We start from the raw sequence: 15,769 nt of genomic DNA on the forward strand, positions 1-15,769 counted from the left end.
TGTCACTTGAAGCTTGAAGCCCAAACCGAAGGTTTGCCCCTATGCGTTACATCAGCACCCGCGGCCAGGCACCGGCCCTGAATTTCGAAGACGTTTTGCTGGCAGGCCTTGCCACGGACGGCGGCCTGTATGTGCCGGAAAACCTGCCACGCTTCACCCAGGAAGAAATCGCTTCGTGGGCCGGCCTGCCGTACCACGAGCTGGCCTTCCGTGTAATGCGCCCGTTTGTCACCGGCAGCATTCCGGATGCGGACTTCAAGAAGATCCTCGAAGAAACCTACGGCGTGTTTTCCCACAGCGCCATCGCGCCATTGCGTCAGCTCAATGGCAACGAATGGGTACTTGAGCTGTTCCACGGCCCGACCCTGGCGTTCAAGGACTTCGCCCTGCAGCTGCTCGGTCGCCTGCTCGATTACGTGTTGGAAAAACGCGGCGAGCGCGTGGTGATCATTGGCGCGACCTCCGGTGATACCGGTTCGGCGGCCATTGAAGGTTGCAAGCACTGTGAAAACGTCGACATCTTCATCCTGCACCCGCACAAGCGCGTGTCGGAAGTGCAGCGTCGCCAGATGACCACCATTTTTGGTGAGAACATCCACAACATCGCCATCGAAGGCAACTTCGATGACTGCCAGGAAATGGTCAAGAACAGCTTCGCCGACCAGAGCTTCCTCAAGGGCACGCGCCTGGTCGCCGTGAACTCGATCAACTGGGCGCGGATCATGGCCCAGATCGTCTACTACTTCCACGCAGCCCTGCAGTTGGGCGGCCCGGCGCGTTCGGTGTCGTTCTCGGTGCCGACCGGCAACTTCGGCGACATTTTCGCCGGTTACCTGGCGCGCAACATGGGCCTGCCGATCAACCAACTGATCGTCGCCACCAACCGCAACGACATCCTGCACCGCTTCATGAGCGGCAACCAGTACGTCAAGGAAACCCTGCACGCCACGCTGTCGCCGTCGATGGACATCATGGTGTCGTCGAACTTCGAACGCCTGCTCTTCGACATGCACGGTCGCAATGGCGCCGCCCTGGCCGAGCTGATGAGCAGCTTCAAGAGCGGTGGCGGTTTCAGCGTTGACCAAGAGCGCTGGACCGAAACGCGCAAGCTGTTCGACTCCCTGGCGGTGGACGATGCACAGACCTGCGAAACCATCGCTGAGGTCTACGCCCAGACCGGCGAGCTGCTGGACCCGCACACCGCTATCGGTGTGAAGGCTGCGCGCGAATGCCGTCGCAGTCTGGATATTCCGATGGTCATTCTGGGTACGGCTCACCCGGTCAAGTTCCCGGAAGCGGTGGAGAAGGCGGGCGTAGGCAAGGCGCTGGAATTGCCGGAGCACTTGGCTGACCTGTTCGAACGCGAAGAGCGTTGCACGGTGCTGGCCAATGACTTGAAGACGGTGCAGGCGTTTGTCAGCCAGCACGGGAACCGTGGCAAGCCGTTGTAAGGCGAGCCGCGTAGACACGAACGCCGCTTTCCCTTCGTTGGGGCAGCGGCGTTTTTTGTTTCGGGAACCTCAAAACGGTCAACCATTGCGTAAGCAGTTATTTGCGGCCGTTTTTTGCCTGTCATGTTGCAAGCGCATGCTGGTTCACGTCACTCCCTGACGGCCCCATAAAGACGATAAAGCGAACTTTCCTACGTCATAACCAGTCACTTAGGATAGATGCAGCTCCCGTTGAAACGATTGTTCCCGAACTATTGAGTGGTGATCGAGATGGAAAGTATCAGCCTATTGCTCGAAGAAGCACTGAGCCCTTATCAGGTGACATTGACCACCGCTGGTGTGCAAGACGAGTGCCTGGTGACCGTGAAGAACCCGGCCGGCGCCATCGTTGTGGAGCGTGAAGTCGACCGCGCGCAATTGACCGATAAACGCGTTCTGGTGGATGTGGTGGATTGCCTGCTGCGCGACCTGAAAATCGCCGAAGGGCGTCTGGAGCCGTCCGTCATCGCGGCCTTGCGCAGCGCTGCCCAGACTCGCAATGGCGCCCTTGCATGAAGAATTGTTTAACTAGGGAAACTTCCTACAGCATGGCCGGTCAGATTTTGTAACAGCAAGAGCAAACATTGTGCTCCGGTGTTTGTGGCTTGTTGTACTGGTCTTTGTAGGCCACGTTTAACCCCGAAGTGTCTCCCCACTCTTCGGGGTTTCTTTTTGCCTGCGATTTGCCCTGTGATGCCTCAGGGGGTCGGTGAGTCCTGGAAAAAATCAGGGTTGTCACGCAAGTACTGTTCACGCGTGAGCGGGTCCAACCACGACGTGTAGGACTGCTGTAGCTGCGCCTGTGGGATGTCGCGTAATACCTGGTCGATACGTGCCATGGCCTGGCGGCCTTGAGGCGTGTCCGAGCAACCGATATGCGTACGCTGATAAGGCGCTGAGCCCTTGATGGGATAAAACACCAGGTCTCGTGCGGCGATGCCCTGTTGCGTGGCGTGATAGCGGATTTCCGGCCAGTAGCCCAGCACCGCCTCCAGCCGCCCAAGACGTTGCATTTGCAGCAGGCTGCCAAGGGCGTCATTGCCGTAATGCAGGGCCAGAATGTGCGGATCGGCGCCTTTTAGCTGTTCATCGATGACGGGGCCGTAACTGCGTTCGGCCGTGGCGCCGATGCGTGCTTTGTGGGCGTCGAGGAAGGCTTGCAGGTCAAATTGTTCATTGACGATAAAGGGCGCCATTGCCGCCTGCTGGCTTCGTCGAATGGCTACGCCGTTGCTCGCCACCGCAAACGCCTGGGCGGAAAACACAATGTACTTCGCGCGTTCCGGCGTCCACAGCAGTAACGGATCGCAGGTCAGGGAGTCAGCGCGCAGCATCTGGATGCCGCGGGCGCGATTGACGTGCATCACGGTGTGCCGGTATTGCGGCAGGCGCTCGCTGAGCACTGGCAGCAATTGATCCAATGCCCCTTGGCCTTTCTGTGGGCCCTCGAAGATGATCAGCGGCGGCAGGTCGCGCAGCAACCAGATTATCGTGTCCTCGGCGCGCGCGGCGAGCGGCCATACGCCGAACATCGCGCCGACAAAGCACAGGGGAATGGACCAGCGTCTACACGGGCCAGCCATCAGATCGCGCCGCCCTCGCGCAAGCGGGTGATGGCCGCCGTGTCGTAGCCCAATTGGTTAAGCACCTCGCTGTTGTGCTCGCCCAACTGCGGCCCGACCCATTCACAACTGCCGGGCGTGTCCGACAGTTTGGGCACGATCCCCGGCATTTTGAAGTCCTTGCCGCCCGGCAACTGCGCCTTGAGGAACATTTCCCGCGCCAGAAACTGCGGGTCGCCAAGCATGTCTTCGGCGCTGTAGATGCGGCTGGCGGGCACCTCGGCCTGGTTGAGTTGCTCGACCACTTGGTCCAGGGGCAGCGAATTGACCCAGCGGTCGATCACGCCATACAGCTCGTCACGGCGGCTGTCGCGTCCATCATTGCTCGCCAGGGTCGGATCGTTGGCCAGGTCCTCACGCCCAATCGCCGACATGAAGCGCTTGAAGATCGCATCGCCATTGGCCCCAATCTGCACATGCTTGCCATCGGCGCTGGTATGGATCGAAGACGGCGTGATGCCGGGCATGATGTTGCCGGTGCGTTCGCGGATAAACCCGAACACATCAAACTCCGGGATCATGCTCTCCATCATCGCGAAGATAGCTTCATACAGCGCCACGTCCACCACTTGGCCAAGCCCGCCGTTGACTTCGCGATGACGCAGCGCCATCAGCGCACCAATCACCGCCCACAAGGCGGCTATCGAATCGCCGATGGAAATCCCGGTGCGTACCGGCGGGCGATCTTCGAAACCGGTGATATAGCGCAAACCGCCCATGGATTCGCCCACCGCGCCGAACCCTGGCTGGTCCTTCATTGGCCCGGTCTGGCCAAAACCTGAAAGCCGTACCATCACCAGCTTCGGGTTCAGGGCATGCAGGGTTTCCCAGCTCAAACCGAGTTTTTCCAGTACCCCGGGGCGAAAGTTTTCGATCAGGATGTCGGCGTCTGCCAGCAACTGTTTGAGAATCGCCAGGCCATCCGGGTGCTTGAGGTTCAGCGTCAGCGACTTCTTGTTACGCGCCTGCACAAACCACCACAGCGACGTGCCCTCATACAGCTTGCGCCATTTACGCAGTGGGTCGCCGCCATCAGGGGACTCGACCTTGATCACCTCGGCCCCGAATTCGGCACAGATACGTGACGCAAAGGGTCCGGCGATCAGAGTGCCCAGTTCGATGACTTTCAGGCCGGCAAGCGGTTTGGCATTAAACGACATGAGGATCCTTAGCAAGCGTGGGGCGGTGGTGTGATGCCTTTTAACATAGGCGAGCGGCCCAGGGATAAGGATGATGCAACGCCGTATTCGTTGATTGACCTCGCCATCGGTTAGACTGGCCGCCTTTCCCTGTCTCTAGAAGCCCGTTCATGGCCCAGCCGTCCACGACCTACAAATTCGAACTCAACCTCACCGACCTTGATCGCTCGGTGTATGAGAGCGTCAAACAGACCATCGCCCGCCATCCATCGGAAACCGAAGAGCGCATGACCGTGCGCCTGCTGGCCTACGCCCTCTGGTACAACGAGCAACTGGCGTTCGGTCGTGGCCTGTCAGATGTAGACGAACCAGCCCTGTGGGGAAAAAGCCTGGATGATCGGGTTCTGCACTGGATCGAAGTCGGCCAGCCTGACGCCGACCGCCTGACCTGGTGTTCACGCCGTACCGAGCGCACCAGTTTGCTGGCCTATGGCAGCTTGCGCGTGTGGGAAGGCAAAGTGGTGCCGGTGGCCAACAACCTGAAGAACGTGCACATCGCTGCCGTGCCGCAGGAAGTCCTCGAGACCTTGGCCAAGGACATGCCGCGCGTGATCAAGTGGGACGTGATGATCAGTGAAGGCACGATTTTTGTGACCGACGATCGCGGCCAGCACGAAGTGCAACTGCAATGGCTGGTTGGCGAGCGCGGTTGAAATTGTGGGAGCTGGCTTGCCTGCGATGCAGACACCTCGGTCTTTCAGCTATACCGAGGTGATGCATTCGCGAGCAAGCCCGCTCCCACAGAAGCCGGTTCCTACAGTTGATCCATGTTGCTTTCAGCATTGTTGTTTAACCGTTGTACTAGAAGAGAAGCTTCCGTCGCCCCATGCGTATCGATCCTCGCCCGTTGCCCGCTGTCCTGCCGTTTCTCGGTGAATTGCCACCGCTGTTGACCCGTCTTTACGCCGCACGCGGGGTGCAGTCCGAAGCTGAGCTGGACAAGAGCCTGGCGCGGTTGATTCCCTACCAGCAGCTCAAGGGCATCGACGCGGCGGTGGACCTGCTGGTGACGGCCTTGGAGCAGCGCCAGCGCATCCTCATCGTCGGTGACTTCGACGCCGATGGTGCCACTGCCAGCACGGTGGGCACCCTGGGCCTGCGTTTGCTCGGTGCGGCCCATGTCGACTACCTGGTGCCCAACCGCTTCGAGTACGGCTATGGCCTGACTCCGGAAATCGTTGCGGTGGCGCTGCAGCGCGAGCCGCAGTTGCTGATCACCGTGGACAACGGCATTTCCAGCGTCGAAGGCGTCGCGGCGGCCAAGGCGGCGGGGTTGAAGGTGTTGGTCACCGACCACCACTTGCCGGGTGATGAGCTGCCGGCGGCAGATGCCATCGTCAATCCGAACCAGCCCGGTTGTGAATTTCCCAGCAAGGCGCTGGCCGGCGTAGGCGTGATCTTTTATGTGCTGATGGCCCTGCGCGCGCGACTGCGCAGCCTGGGTTGGTACGCCAACACGCCTCAGCCGAACATCGGCGAGTTGCTCGACCTGGTGGCCCTGGGCAGTGTCGCCGACGTGGTGCCGCTGGACGCCAACAACCGCATCCTGGTGCATCAGGGCCTGGAGCGTATTCGCGCCGGTCGTGCGCGGCCGGGCATCAAGGCGATTCTTGAAGTCGCCAAGCGCGACCACGCGCGCATCACCTCCACCGACCTTGGTTTTATCCTCGGGCCGCGCTTGAACGCCGCCGGGCGCCTGGACGATATGAGCCTGGGCATCGAATGCCTGCTCACCACCGACTTCGCCGCCGCGCGGGAAATGGCGGCGCAGCTGGACGGTATGAACCAGGACCGCAAATCCATCGAACAGGGCATGCAGCGCGAAGCGCTCGCCCAGCTCAAGGACTTGCCCGTGGAATCGATGCCTTACGGTTTGTGCCTGTTCGACCCGGAATGGCACCAAGGCGTGATCGGTATTCTGGCGTCGCGAATGAAGGAGCGGTATTTCCGCCCGACCATCGCCTTCGCCGATGCCGGTGACGGCCTGCTCAAGGGCTCAGGGCGCTCTGTGCAGGGTTTTCACATCCGTGATGCGCTGGCGGTCGTCGCCAGCCAGCATCCCAACCTGATCACTAAATACGGCGGCCACGCGATGGCGGCCGGTCTGACCTTGCCCGAGGCGAATTTCCCACTGTTTGCCGAAGCCTTTGACGCTGAAGTCCGTCGGCAACTGCGGGAAGAAGACCTGACGGGCCGGCTGCTGTCGGACGGCACCCTGGCGGTGGAAGAGTTTCACCTGGAACTGGCGCGCGCATTGCGGCATGCCGGGCCGTGGGGGCAGCACTTTCCCGAGCCGTTGTTTCACGGTGTGTTTCAGTTGGTCGAGCAGCGCGTGGTCGGTGAGCGGCACCTCAAAGTGGTGCTCAAGAGCGAATGCGGGTCGGTGAAGCTCGATGGCATTGCGTTTGGTGTGGACCGTGAGGTCTGGCCTAATCCGACAGTGCGTTGGGTCGAGTTGGCCTACAAGCTGGATGTGAACGAGTTTCGTGGGAATGAAACCGTGCAGTTGATGATTGCGCATATCGAACCGCGCTGAATCTAAACAACACTGCAAAAAAAAATGTGGGAGGGGGCAAGCCCCCTCCCACATTTTAAGCCATGTAATACCTGGAGTTACTCGGCTTTGTCTTTGGCCTGATGCTTCACGATGATATCCACCAGGCGCTGTGCCAGCGCTGGGTAGTTCTCGTCAAAGTGATGCCCGCCTGGCAGCTTCACGGCTTCGCCAACAGCGGTCTTGTCGGTGCAGCCACTCTCGTCGACTTCTTCGGCGCCGTAGATGCACACCACTTTGTCAGCCGGCAGCTTGGCCATTTCCGGGCCGGTCGCGGCTTCTTTGCCGGCGTTGCCCAACCAACCTTCCACTTCGATCTCAAAGCTGCCGGTACGTGCGAACGCCAGCAGGATGATTGCGTCGACGCGTTGCTGTTCGTTTTCCGGCATGCGGTTGTAGATCGCCGGGAGTACATCGGCGCCGAATGAATAACCGGTCAGCACGAAGCGCTTGGTGCCCCATTTCTGCCGGTAGTGCTGCATCAATTCGGTGAGGTCCTTGGCGCTTTGCTCGGGCGTTTTGTGCTGCCAGTAGTAGCGCAGGGTGTCTATGCCCACAACCGGGTAACCGATCTTGGCCATTTCACCGGCGACGTCACGGTCCAGGTCACGCCAGCCGCCATCACCGGAGAGGAACAGGGTAACGGTGTCCTTGGCTTGGCCGGCCGGTACTTCCACCACGGGAATCGCCAGGCCGCCGTTGTCCGAACCCACCAGTTGCTTGCGCAGTTCGTTGTTCAGCACTTGCGGGTAGTGGATGTCGTAGTCGCTGATGCTGGTCGTCGCGCGCGGGGTGTCGCGTACGAAACTGGCACTTTCATCGTCAGGGTTGTCGTTCCACGCCACCAGCCAATTGCCATGGGCAGAGGTCTTGGGCAGCGGGTCCTTACAGCCTTCCTGCACCAGGGCAAAGCCGACGGAGATGGCATTGGCCTTGTCGTCGTTCTGTGTGGCCAGCCAGCGCCAGGCGAGTGCTGCGCCAGGGCCGATGCCGCTGACCAGCGTCGCCGGGCCTTTGAGCTGGGCCAGGGCGCTTTGCAGCGCTTGTTCCTGCAGCTTGCAGTCATCCTTTGGCAGGATCACTTGAACGATTTGCGCGGAGCCGCCCTGGCTCAGGGCAATCAGTTGGCTATCGGTCAGGGTTTCATCGGCCATCACGGCCACGGCCACACGGGCTTTTGCCGAGCCGTTAGGCGTCACGCGGGTCATCACCGAACCGTCGGCCTGGGGCAGTTGTTCCAGGGTCGGTTGCGGGGCAGGGCGGTTCCAGTACCAGAAGCCACCCGCCGCGACCAGCGCGAGCAGCACTACAAAGGCCAATACATACCGCCAGGAGCGTCGAATCATCAGCGTTTCACCAATCCAGTCAAGCCGCCCGCAATCAGGGCGGCGGTATCGGCCAGTGCCACCAGCGGATCAAGTCCTGCGGGCACGGCCATATAACGGGGTTCCCAGTCAGGCTGGAACTTGTCTTTAAAGCGGCGCAAACCTTGGAAGTTATACAGTTGCTCGCCACGTCGGAACACCATCGAGCCCAGGCGTTGGGTCAGCGGTGCGCCACGGCGTGGTTGCAGGCCCGACAACGGCACCATGCCCAGGCTGAAGCGGGCGTAGTCGTGGTTCTTATAATGTTGAATCAGGCCAACCATCATGAATTCCATGGTCAGCTTCGGCGCGTCCGGGTGCGCACGCATCAGGTCGAGACTGGCCAGGTCATGGTTGTAAGTCTCGAGCAGGTTGGCGAAGGCCACCGGGCGCCCTTCGAAGCGAATAATCGCAATACGAAAGTGCTTGAGGTAGTCGTCGCTGAAACGGCCCAGGGAAAAGCCCTTTTCCCGCACGTTCTTGCCGGTCAGCCAGGCATCGGAGATGACTTTGAGTTCTTCCATCGGCGCCTGGCCCGGTTCGAAGATCTCCAGGGACAGGCCGTCCCGGGTGCCACGGTTCCAGGTGTAGCGCAGGTCCTTCATCTCTTTGCCCTTGGCTTCCAAGTCAAAGCGTTTCAGGTCGACGCGGGCTTCTTCGCCCAGCTTGATCGCGGTCAGGCCGATGTCCATGTAGTAGGGCAGGTTCTCGGCGCGTACCTGATAAAACACCGGGCGCGCGTGATGGATGTCGCACAGGTCACGGAACTGCCAGATCATCTCGGCGCGCGGCTGGGTCGGGCCGATCGGGTCATACAAGGCCACCAGGCTGCGCCCGCGGCGGGCGTACATCAGGAAGGCTTCATCGTTGGGGTGGAACAGCAGCGCCTTGTCGCCGGTCAGCGCCAGGCCTCCGTCGGGCTGTGAGGAGGCCATCAGGATCTTGGTGGCGCGTTCCAGTTCGTCCGGGGTTGGCAGATGAATCACCGGGCGTGCGGTGCGCAGCAGCCAGGTCAGCGAGACGATCACCAACAGCACCGCTGCACCCAGCAGCGAGCGCAGGCCGCGTGGGGCGTTGGCGTCCAGGGTGAACTGCCACCACAGCTGGTGGCTGTACGGCACGTCTTGATAGGCAAACAGCAGCAGCCAGATCGAAGCGCCCAACACACAGACGCTGGCCACCAGGTACAGCGGCGAGAACGGCAGCTCGGTCAGGCGGCTGGCGCGGTAGAACGAGCGCCGGAAGATCGCCAGCAGCACGGCGGTCATGATCATCAGGCTGGCTTCTTCCCAATCGAAGCCTTTAAGCAGTGAGAGCAGGGCGCCGGTGAGCAGCAACACCATGGTCAACATCCAGGCGGCCGACAAACGCCGACGCAAGCCCTGGGCGAGCAACAGGCACAGCACGCCGATCAAGCTGGCACCGAAGTGCGAGGCGTCAATCAGGCGGTGGGGAATCAGGAAGCCGATGTTTTCCAGGCGTGAGTCGATTTCCGGCGTTGCGCCGGAAAACAGCAGGACCACGCCGGACAAAAAAACCAGTACGGCCAACACCGGCGCGGCCAGGCCAGAGGCAACCCGCAGGCTTTGCTGCGTCTGGAACAGGCGCTGGGCCTCGTTGACCAGCAGGAACACGCAGGCGATCAGCAGCGGCAGCACCACATAAATCATGCGGTATAGCAGCAGGGCGGCAGCCAATGGCGCGGCGCCAAGCTTGTCGGCAAATGCCGCGAGCAGAATCGCTTCGAACACGCCAACACCGCCTGGCACATGGCTGAGTACACCGGCGGCCAGGGCCAGCAGGTACACCAGCAGGAAGGGGCCGAACGGCGGCGCTTCCGGCAGCAGCATATAAAGGACGGTGGCGGCAGCGGCTACGTCCAGCGCGGTGATGATCAGTTGCAGGAACGTCAGGCGCCGGCCCGGCAGGCGCAGGGTACGACGCCCCGCCTTGACCAGCAGGTTGTCTGGATAAGGTTGCTCTGGCAGGCGACGGCGATAAATGCCGATGCACAGCGCGGCGGACAGCAGCAGCACTGCACCGGCAATACCACCGAGCACGCCTTGCGACAGGTGCAGGTAGGTCGATGCCGCCGGCAGGTTACTCAGTGTGGCCAGTGCTGCCAGCGGCGGCAGCGCCGTACCAAGGGCCAGGCTGGCGAACACGGTCATGTGCGCCACTTCCGAAGCCCCGATACCGTGGCGTGCATATAAACGGTAGCGCACAGACCCGCCGGAGAGCATCGACAAGCCAATGGCGTTGCCGATGGCAAAGGCGGTGAAGCCACCCAGCGCCAGGGTCTTGGCCGGCAGTTTTACCCCGGCATAGCGTGCGCCGGAGAATTCATAACCCAGCAGAATGATGAAACCGGCGATGGCCGCCGCGAACGCACCCAGCAGGGCGGGTCTGGGTACTTCCAGGATCGAGTCGTGGAGCGCATACAGGTCCAGTTCCAGCAGTAAGTGTCGGCAGGCGATCAGGGCGATTGCGAACAGCAACAGGGTAACGGCCAGCCCGATCGGCTGACGGTATTTGCTCAACAGATCCAGCCAACGCAAGCGGGTGGGTGTGATCGGTTGTGTCGCTGTGACGGTGTCTTGTGGTTCAGACGAGTTGGCGCGCATCAATCACCTCGTGGATTGTGCGCGACAGGATGGAGGTATCCAGCCAAGTTACCAATCCCTATGGACAAAATAATTACAAATATTAACGCGTATCGCCGGGTGCGGCGACTGCGGCCATTGGTCGTAGAGGGTAATGCTTGAGCATTCAGCATAGCTTGCAATGAGATGGACTCTACAAACCGTGTACGGTTTCATGAAAGATGCCATGCCATTGTTTCAGAAGAACTTTTTCGTCAGATACAAAAAAGGCCACTCTTTCGAGTAGCCTTTTTTGATGTTTGGTTGCGGGAGCCGGATTTGAACCGACGACCTTCGGGTTATGAGCCCGACGAGCTACCAGACTGCTCCATCCCGCGTCTGTGGGCGGCATTCTACAGCCCAACGCCGAGGTGTCAACCGTTAATGGGTCGATGGGTCAAATTAGTGTGAATTAGCGTCTTTCACCCCGACCACGTGCGGTAAGTGCGCGACGGACAAAGATTTTTCTCTCTTACAATTTGCGTACACATGCAAAACAAGCACGCACAAAAAAGGCCACTCTTTCGAGTAGCCTTTTTTGATGTTTGGTTGCGGGAGCCGGATTTGAACCGACGACCTTCGGGTTATGAGCCCGACGAGCTACCAGACTGCTCCATCCCGCGTCTGTGTGTCGGCATTCTACAGAGGAACGCGAGTGTGTCAACCTGTGAATCGAAGAAAAGCGCTTGTGGTTCAATCGGTTAGCTCTCCAAGGCAAGCCTTGGAAGGGCGCGAGGCCAGTGTGGCTGAGGGTTTCAGCTCTATTGGGAGGAGAATTTCGATTGAGAAAATAAATTCATCAGTGAAATTTCCTACCGCTCAAGCGGAAGATTCAAACTACTGGTGCTATATACAGGGGTGAATGCGATACTGGCCGCCCGTTGGATTACACCCTCTGTTTATATGACGCAGCGCAAAATCATCCACGTCGACTGTGATTGCTTCTACGCCGCCATCGAGATGCGCGACGATCCGAGCCTGGCACAAAAGCCCCTCGCGGTCGGCGGCTCGGCGGACAGAAGGGGGGTGATCGCCACCTGTAACTATGAGGCGCGGGCTTACGGGGTGCGTTCGGCCATGTCATCGCGCCACGCCTTGAAGCTGTGCCCGAACCTGACCATCGTCAAGCCGCGCATGGACGCCTATAAGGAAGCGTCGAAAGAAATCCAGACGATCTTTCGCGATTACACCGACCTGATCGAGCCACTGTCGCTGGACGAAGCCTACCTGGACGTCTCTGACAGCCCGCACTTTGGCGGCAGTGCCACGCGCATCGCTCAAGACATTCGTCGCCGGGTCTCCAACCAACTGCACATCACAGTGTCCGCCGGCGTTGCGCCGAACAAGTTTCTGGCCAAGATCGCCAGCGACTGGAAAAAACCCAACGGCCTGTTTGTGATCACCCCGGATCAGGTTGAAGACTTCGTCTCCCAGTTGCCGGTGAACAAGTTGCACGGCGTTGGCAAGGTGACCGCCGATAAGCTGGCGCGCCTGGGGATTGCAGACTGCCTGCAATTGCGTGAGTGGAACAAGTTGGCGCTGGTGCGTGAATTTGGCAGTTTCGGCGAGCGGCTCTGGAGCCTGGCTCGTGGGATTGATGACCGCGTGGTGCAGAACGACAGCCGTCGGCAATCCATCAGTGTGGAAAATACCTACGACGTGGACTTGCCGGATCTCTCAAGTTGCCTGGAGAAACTGCCCGAGCTGATGGAAACCCTGGCCGGACGCATGGCGCGCATCGACAGCAGCTATCGCGCGGGCAAGCCGTTCGTCAAAGTGAAGTTTCATGACTTCACCCAAACCACCCTGGAGCAAGCTGGGGCAGGGCGGGATCTGGAGAGTTATCAACAGCTGTTGACCCAGGCGTTCAATCGCGGCGGCAAACCGGTGCGGTTATTGGGGATTGGGGTGCGGTTGCTGGATCTGAGCAGCGGTAACGAACAGCTGCAGTTTCCCTGGTAAAAACCGGGAGCCAAATGTGGGAGCGGGCTTGCTCGCGAAGGCGCCGTGTCAGTCGATACATTCATCACTGATACACCGCTTTCGCGAGCAAGCCCGCTCTCACATTTAGATCTTTACCTGCCCTGAGGTCCTAGCGTGCCCCAGGGTCCGCCACCAACCGCCCCGCATCCTTGGTCAGTGCCTGCACAAACTCCTGCTGCAACTCGGGATCATTGCGGGTCAGTTCGATCAGGCTCTGTTCCAGCTCACTGGCTTCTTCCTCAAGGCCCAACTCCGACAGGCGCTTGACCCGGTGCACCCACTGGTTGACTTCATCGTCTTCCAGGTCGTCGTAGATCAGGCCATGGGCTTCCAGCAACTTGCCGCGCAGGGTGTTGCTGATCGCCAGGGAGGAGTCCGAGTGCACGTCGTCCTGGCCATCTTCCACGCTGATCTTCAAGGTTGTGACGCGGTTCAGGTCCTGCTCGGCAAACGGGCTGTCCAACAGGTTCAGGCGCAGCACGCCATCGCGGTCGGTGGTCAGCTCATGGGTCTGCTTGCCGGCGGTGACCTGTACCGGGCGCTCGCTCCAGGGCAGGCTCGAATACTCCGTGCGCTTGTCACGCTGGACTTCATCGATCCCTGCCAGGTTCTGTTGCGCACGGCCGTGGGATTGCACGTTCATGAACGGGTTGATGCCGTCCACGCCGTAGCTCAGCCAGTCACGCGTCATGCTGGTCGGCAGGTTGCCGAGGGCGAAGATGTTCGCCACGTTGGCCCCCGCGCCGGCCACCAGGGCGACCGCGCCCAAGGGCATCTCGTAGAGTTTGCGCCAGGGTTGGTAGGGGGTGTAGCGATCGTAACGGCGGGTGACTTCGAATTCGGTGACCTCAAAGGTCTTCTGCTCGTGAATGCGAACCCGGCGTTGCGGCAGTTCCAGCACTTTGGGTTCACCTACATCGATCTGCAGGCTGTGGTCGAGCAATTTGCGCTCGACCCGTTCCTCGTGCTCACTGCGTTGCGACATCTGGTTGGCGCAGCCGCTGACCAGCAGGGCGCCGCACAAGGCGGCGCCCCCCAGGGCTCTGGTGTTTCGCTTGAACATGACTTCTCTTGATCTGGTTTTCAGCGACGAATACGCGCCTGAAGGAAAGACAGCACGTCAGCCACCGGCAACGGTTGGGCTTCGGCTTCGGTCCGGCTCTTGTATTCCAGATTGCCATCGGCCAGGCCGCGGTCACTGACCACGATCCGGTGCGGGATGCCAATCAGTTCCATGTCAGCAAACTTGATGCCCGGGCTGGTTTTCTTGTCGCGGTCATCGAGCAGCACTTCAAAACCGGCGGCCGTCAGTTCGGCATACAGTTTGTCGGTGGCTTCGCGTACTTGCTCGGTTTCGTAGCGCAGCGGTACCAGGGCCACCTGGAATGGGGCCAGGGCGTCACTCCAGATGATGCCTTTCTCGTCGTTGTTCTGTTCGATGGCAGCTGCCACCACGCGGGAAACGCCAATGCCGTAGCAGCCCATGTCGAGGGTGATCGGCTTGCCGTTCTCGCCCAGCACTTCGCACTTCATCGCCTTGCTGTACTTGTTGCCCAGCTGGAAGATGTGCCCGACTTCGATGCCGCGTTTGATTTCCAGGGTGCCCTTGCCATCCGGGCTTGGGTCGCCGGCGACTACGTTACGCAGGTCGGCCACGGTTGGAACTGGCAGGTCACGCTCCCAGTTCACGCCGAAGTAGTGCTTGTCGTCGATGTTGGCGCCAATGCCGAAGTCGCTCATCAGTTCGACCGAACGGTCGATGATGATCGGCAGCGGCAGGTTCAGCGGGCCGAGCGAACCGGCACCGGCGCCAATCGCGTCGCGCAGTTCGGCATCGGTGGCCATGACCAGCGGGCTGGCCACGCCAGGTTGCTGGGCAGCCTTGATTTCGTTGAGCTCGTGGTCGCCACGGATGACCAGGGCGATCAGCTTGCCTTCTTCTTCGGCGCGCACGATCAGGGTCTTGATGGTCTTTTCAATCGGCAGATTGAATTTTTCCACCAGCGCCGCGATGGTCTTGGTCTCTGGGGTGTCCACCAGGCGCAACTCTTCGCTTGGCGCCGGGCGGGACGTTTCCCGTGGCACGGCTTCGGCTTTCTCGATGTTCGCCGCGTAGTCGGAACCGTTGCTGAAGACGATATCGTCTTCGCCGGACTCGGCCAGTACGTGGAACTCGTGGGAGCCGGCGCCGCCGATGGAGCCGTTGTCCGCTTCAACCGGGCGGAATTTCAGGCCCAGGCGCGTGAACACGTTGCAGTAGGCCTGGTGCATGCGGTCGTAGGTGACCTGCAAGGAGGCCTGGTCGGCGTGGAAGGAGTAAGCGTCCTTCATGATGAATTCACGGCCGCGCATCAAACCGAAGCGTGGGCGGATTTCATCACGGAATTTGGTCTGGATCTGATACAGGTTCAGCGGCAGCTGCTTGTAGCTGCTCAGCTCGTTGCGCATCAGGTCGGTGATCACTTCTTCATGGGTCGGGCCGGCGCAGAAATCGCGGCCATGACGGTCCTTGAAGCGCAGCAACTCAGGGCCGTACTCTTCCCAGCGCCCGGATTCCTGCCACAACTCAGCCGGTTGCGTGCTCGGCATCAACACTTCCAGAGAGCCGGCGGCGTTCATTTCTTCGCGAACGATGGCTTCGACCTTGCGCATCACCTTCAAGCCCATGGGCAGCCAGGTGTACAGGCCGGAGGCCAGTTTGCGGATCATGCCGGCGCGCAGCATCAGCTGATGGCTGATCACAACCGCGTCGGAAGGCGTTTCTTTCTGTGTGGCGAGCAAATATTGACTGGTACGCATGGTAGGCCGTTGTCGGTTGCTTGGACTTGAAATGACTTGGGATTGTACGGGCGGTTGCTGCCGGAGTACAGGCATGAGGTCGCGGGGTGTTTCTGTGGCGAGCGGGCTTGTGTGCG

The 15,769-nt window shown here is 60.4% G+C and carries 11 protein-coding genes and 2 tRNA genes; 5 read left to right on the top strand and 8 right to left on the bottom strand.

All coding sequences use genetic code 11. The annotated features are described in order from the left end of the window. Positions 1-41 precede the first annotated feature (41 nt). Together thrC and ACM530_RS15940 are read left to right on the top strand one after the other, a co-directional pair. On the top strand, positions 42-1,451 hold the full coding sequence (thrC, locus tag ACM530_RS15935; RefSeq protein WP_119736873.1) for a threonine synthase: 1,410 nt from the start codon (positions 42-44) through the stop codon (positions 1,449-1,451). Between the two features lie 270 nt (positions 1,452-1,721). Continuing rightward, positions 1,722-2,006 carry a DUF3509 domain-containing protein gene (locus tag ACM530_RS15940; protein ID WP_106578316.1) on the top strand — a complete coding sequence of 95 codons (285 nt, stop codon included), beginning with the start codon at positions 1,722-1,724 and terminating at the stop codon, positions 2,004-2,006. A 182-nt stretch (positions 2,007-2,188) separates the two neighbouring features. Here ACM530_RS15940 and ACM530_RS15945 read toward each other — a convergent pair whose 3' ends face one another. Continuing rightward, positions 2,189-3,073 (bottom strand): TIGR02285 family protein, encoded by an 885-nt coding sequence (locus ACM530_RS15945; RefSeq protein WP_416362653.1) that lies wholly within the window; start codon positions 3,071-3,073, stop codon positions 2,189-2,191. Beyond that, positions 3,073-4,272: a CaiB/BaiF CoA transferase family protein gene (locus ACM530_RS15950; protein ID WP_145164131.1), complete on the bottom strand. Its 1,200-nt coding sequence runs from the start codon at positions 4,270-4,272 to the stop codon at positions 3,073-3,075. The genes ACM530_RS15945 and ACM530_RS15950 overlap by 1 nt, the downstream gene beginning before the upstream one ends. Before the next feature lie 149 nt (positions 4,273-4,421). On the opposite strand from ACM530_RS15950, the gene ACM530_RS15955 reads away from it, so the two are divergent. Together ACM530_RS15955 and recJ are read left to right on the top strand one after the other, a co-directional pair. Beyond that, positions 4,422-4,964: a YaeQ family protein gene (locus ACM530_RS15955; protein WP_416362654.1), complete on the top strand. Its 543-nt coding sequence runs from the start codon at positions 4,422-4,424 to the stop codon at positions 4,962-4,964. Positions 4,965-5,137: 173 nt separating this feature from the next. Then, positions 5,138-6,847, top strand: a complete 1,710-nt coding sequence (recJ, locus tag ACM530_RS15960; RefSeq protein ID WP_145164129.1) for a single-stranded-DNA-specific exonuclease RecJ — start codon at positions 5,138-5,140, stop codon at positions 6,845-6,847. Between the two features lie 77 nt (positions 6,848-6,924). Here the strand turns inward: recJ and ACM530_RS15965 are convergent, their stop codons facing one another. The 4 genes from ACM530_RS15965 to ACM530_RS15980 form a co-directional block, all read right to left on the bottom strand. Beyond that, positions 6,925-8,211, bottom strand: a complete 1,287-nt coding sequence (locus ACM530_RS15965; RefSeq protein ID WP_416362655.1) for a virulence factor family protein — start codon at positions 8,209-8,211, stop codon at positions 6,925-6,927. Then, complete coding sequence (gene mprF / locus ACM530_RS15970; RefSeq protein WP_145164127.1) at positions 8,211-10,853, bottom strand: bifunctional lysylphosphatidylglycerol flippase/synthetase MprF; 2,643 nt, start codon at positions 10,851-10,853, stop codon at positions 8,211-8,213. Before mprF ends, ACM530_RS15965 begins: the two co-directional genes overlap by 1 nt. Before the next feature lie 279 nt (positions 10,854-11,132). Then, a tRNA-Met gene (locus tag ACM530_RS15975) sits at positions 11,133-11,209 on the bottom strand. Positions 11,210-11,417: 208 nt separating this feature from the next. Beyond that, positions 11,418-11,494: transfer RNA gene (locus tag ACM530_RS15980), tRNA-Met, on the bottom strand. A gap of 280 nt (positions 11,495-11,774) precedes the next feature. Between ACM530_RS15980 and dinB the strand changes: the two genes are divergently transcribed. Continuing rightward, entirely contained in the window at positions 11,775-12,833 is a 1,059-nt protein-coding gene (gene dinB, locus ACM530_RS15985) for a DNA polymerase IV (protein ID WP_416362656.1), read from the top strand. Between the two features lie 130 nt (positions 12,834-12,963). Here dinB and ACM530_RS15990 read toward each other — a convergent pair whose 3' ends face one another. Next, on the bottom strand, positions 12,964-13,917 hold the full coding sequence (locus tag ACM530_RS15990; RefSeq protein ID WP_404484714.1) for a hypothetical protein: 954 nt from the start codon (positions 13,915-13,917) through the stop codon (positions 12,964-12,966). 20 nt (positions 13,918-13,937) lie between these two features. Continuing rightward, positions 13,938-15,653, bottom strand: a complete 1,716-nt coding sequence (locus ACM530_RS15995) for a proline--tRNA ligase (RefSeq protein WP_106578324.1) — start codon at positions 15,651-15,653, stop codon at positions 13,938-13,940. Positions 15,654-15,769: the final 116 nt, after the last annotated feature.

The sequence above is a fragment of the Pseudomonas sp. NFX183 genome (genome assembly GCF_047943075.1).
GTDB lineage: Bacteria > Pseudomonadota > Gammaproteobacteria > Pseudomonadales > Pseudomonadaceae > Aquipseudomonas.

Coding starts and splice junctions, on each gene's coding strand:
- thrC (WP_119736873.1), top strand. CDS start 42: ATGCGTTACATCAGCACCCGCGGCCAGGCACCGGCCCTGAATTTCGAA.
- ACM530_RS15940 (WP_106578316.1), top strand. CDS start 1,722: ATGGAAAGTATCAGCCTATTGCTCGAAGAAGCACTGAGCCCTTATCAG.
- ACM530_RS15945 (WP_416362653.1), bottom strand. CDS start 3,073: ATGGCTGGCCCGTGTAGACGCTGGTCCATTCCCCTGTGCTTTGTCGGC.
- ACM530_RS15950 (WP_145164131.1), bottom strand. CDS start 4,272: ATGTCGTTTAATGCCAAACCGCTTGCCGGCCTGAAAGTCATCGAACTG.
- ACM530_RS15955 (WP_416362654.1), top strand. CDS start 4,422: ATGGCCCAGCCGTCCACGACCTACAAATTCGAACTCAACCTCACCGAC.
- recJ (WP_145164129.1), top strand. CDS start 5,138: ATGCGTATCGATCCTCGCCCGTTGCCCGCTGTCCTGCCGTTTCTCGGT.
- ACM530_RS15965 (WP_416362655.1), bottom strand. CDS start 8,211: ATGATTCGACGCTCCTGGCGGTATGTATTGGCCTTTGTAGTGCTGCTC.
- mprF (WP_145164127.1), bottom strand. CDS start 10,853: ATGCGCGCCAACTCGTCTGAACCACAAGACACCGTCACAGCGACACAA.
- dinB (WP_416362656.1), top strand. CDS start 11,775: ATGACGCAGCGCAAAATCATCCACGTCGACTGTGATTGCTTCTACGCC.
- ACM530_RS15990 (WP_404484714.1), bottom strand. CDS start 13,917: ATGTTCAAGCGAAACACCAGAGCCCTGGGGGGCGCCGCCTTGTGCGGC.
- ACM530_RS15995 (WP_106578324.1), bottom strand. CDS start 15,653: ATGCGTACCAGTCAATATTTGCTCGCCACACAGAAAGAAACGCCTTCC.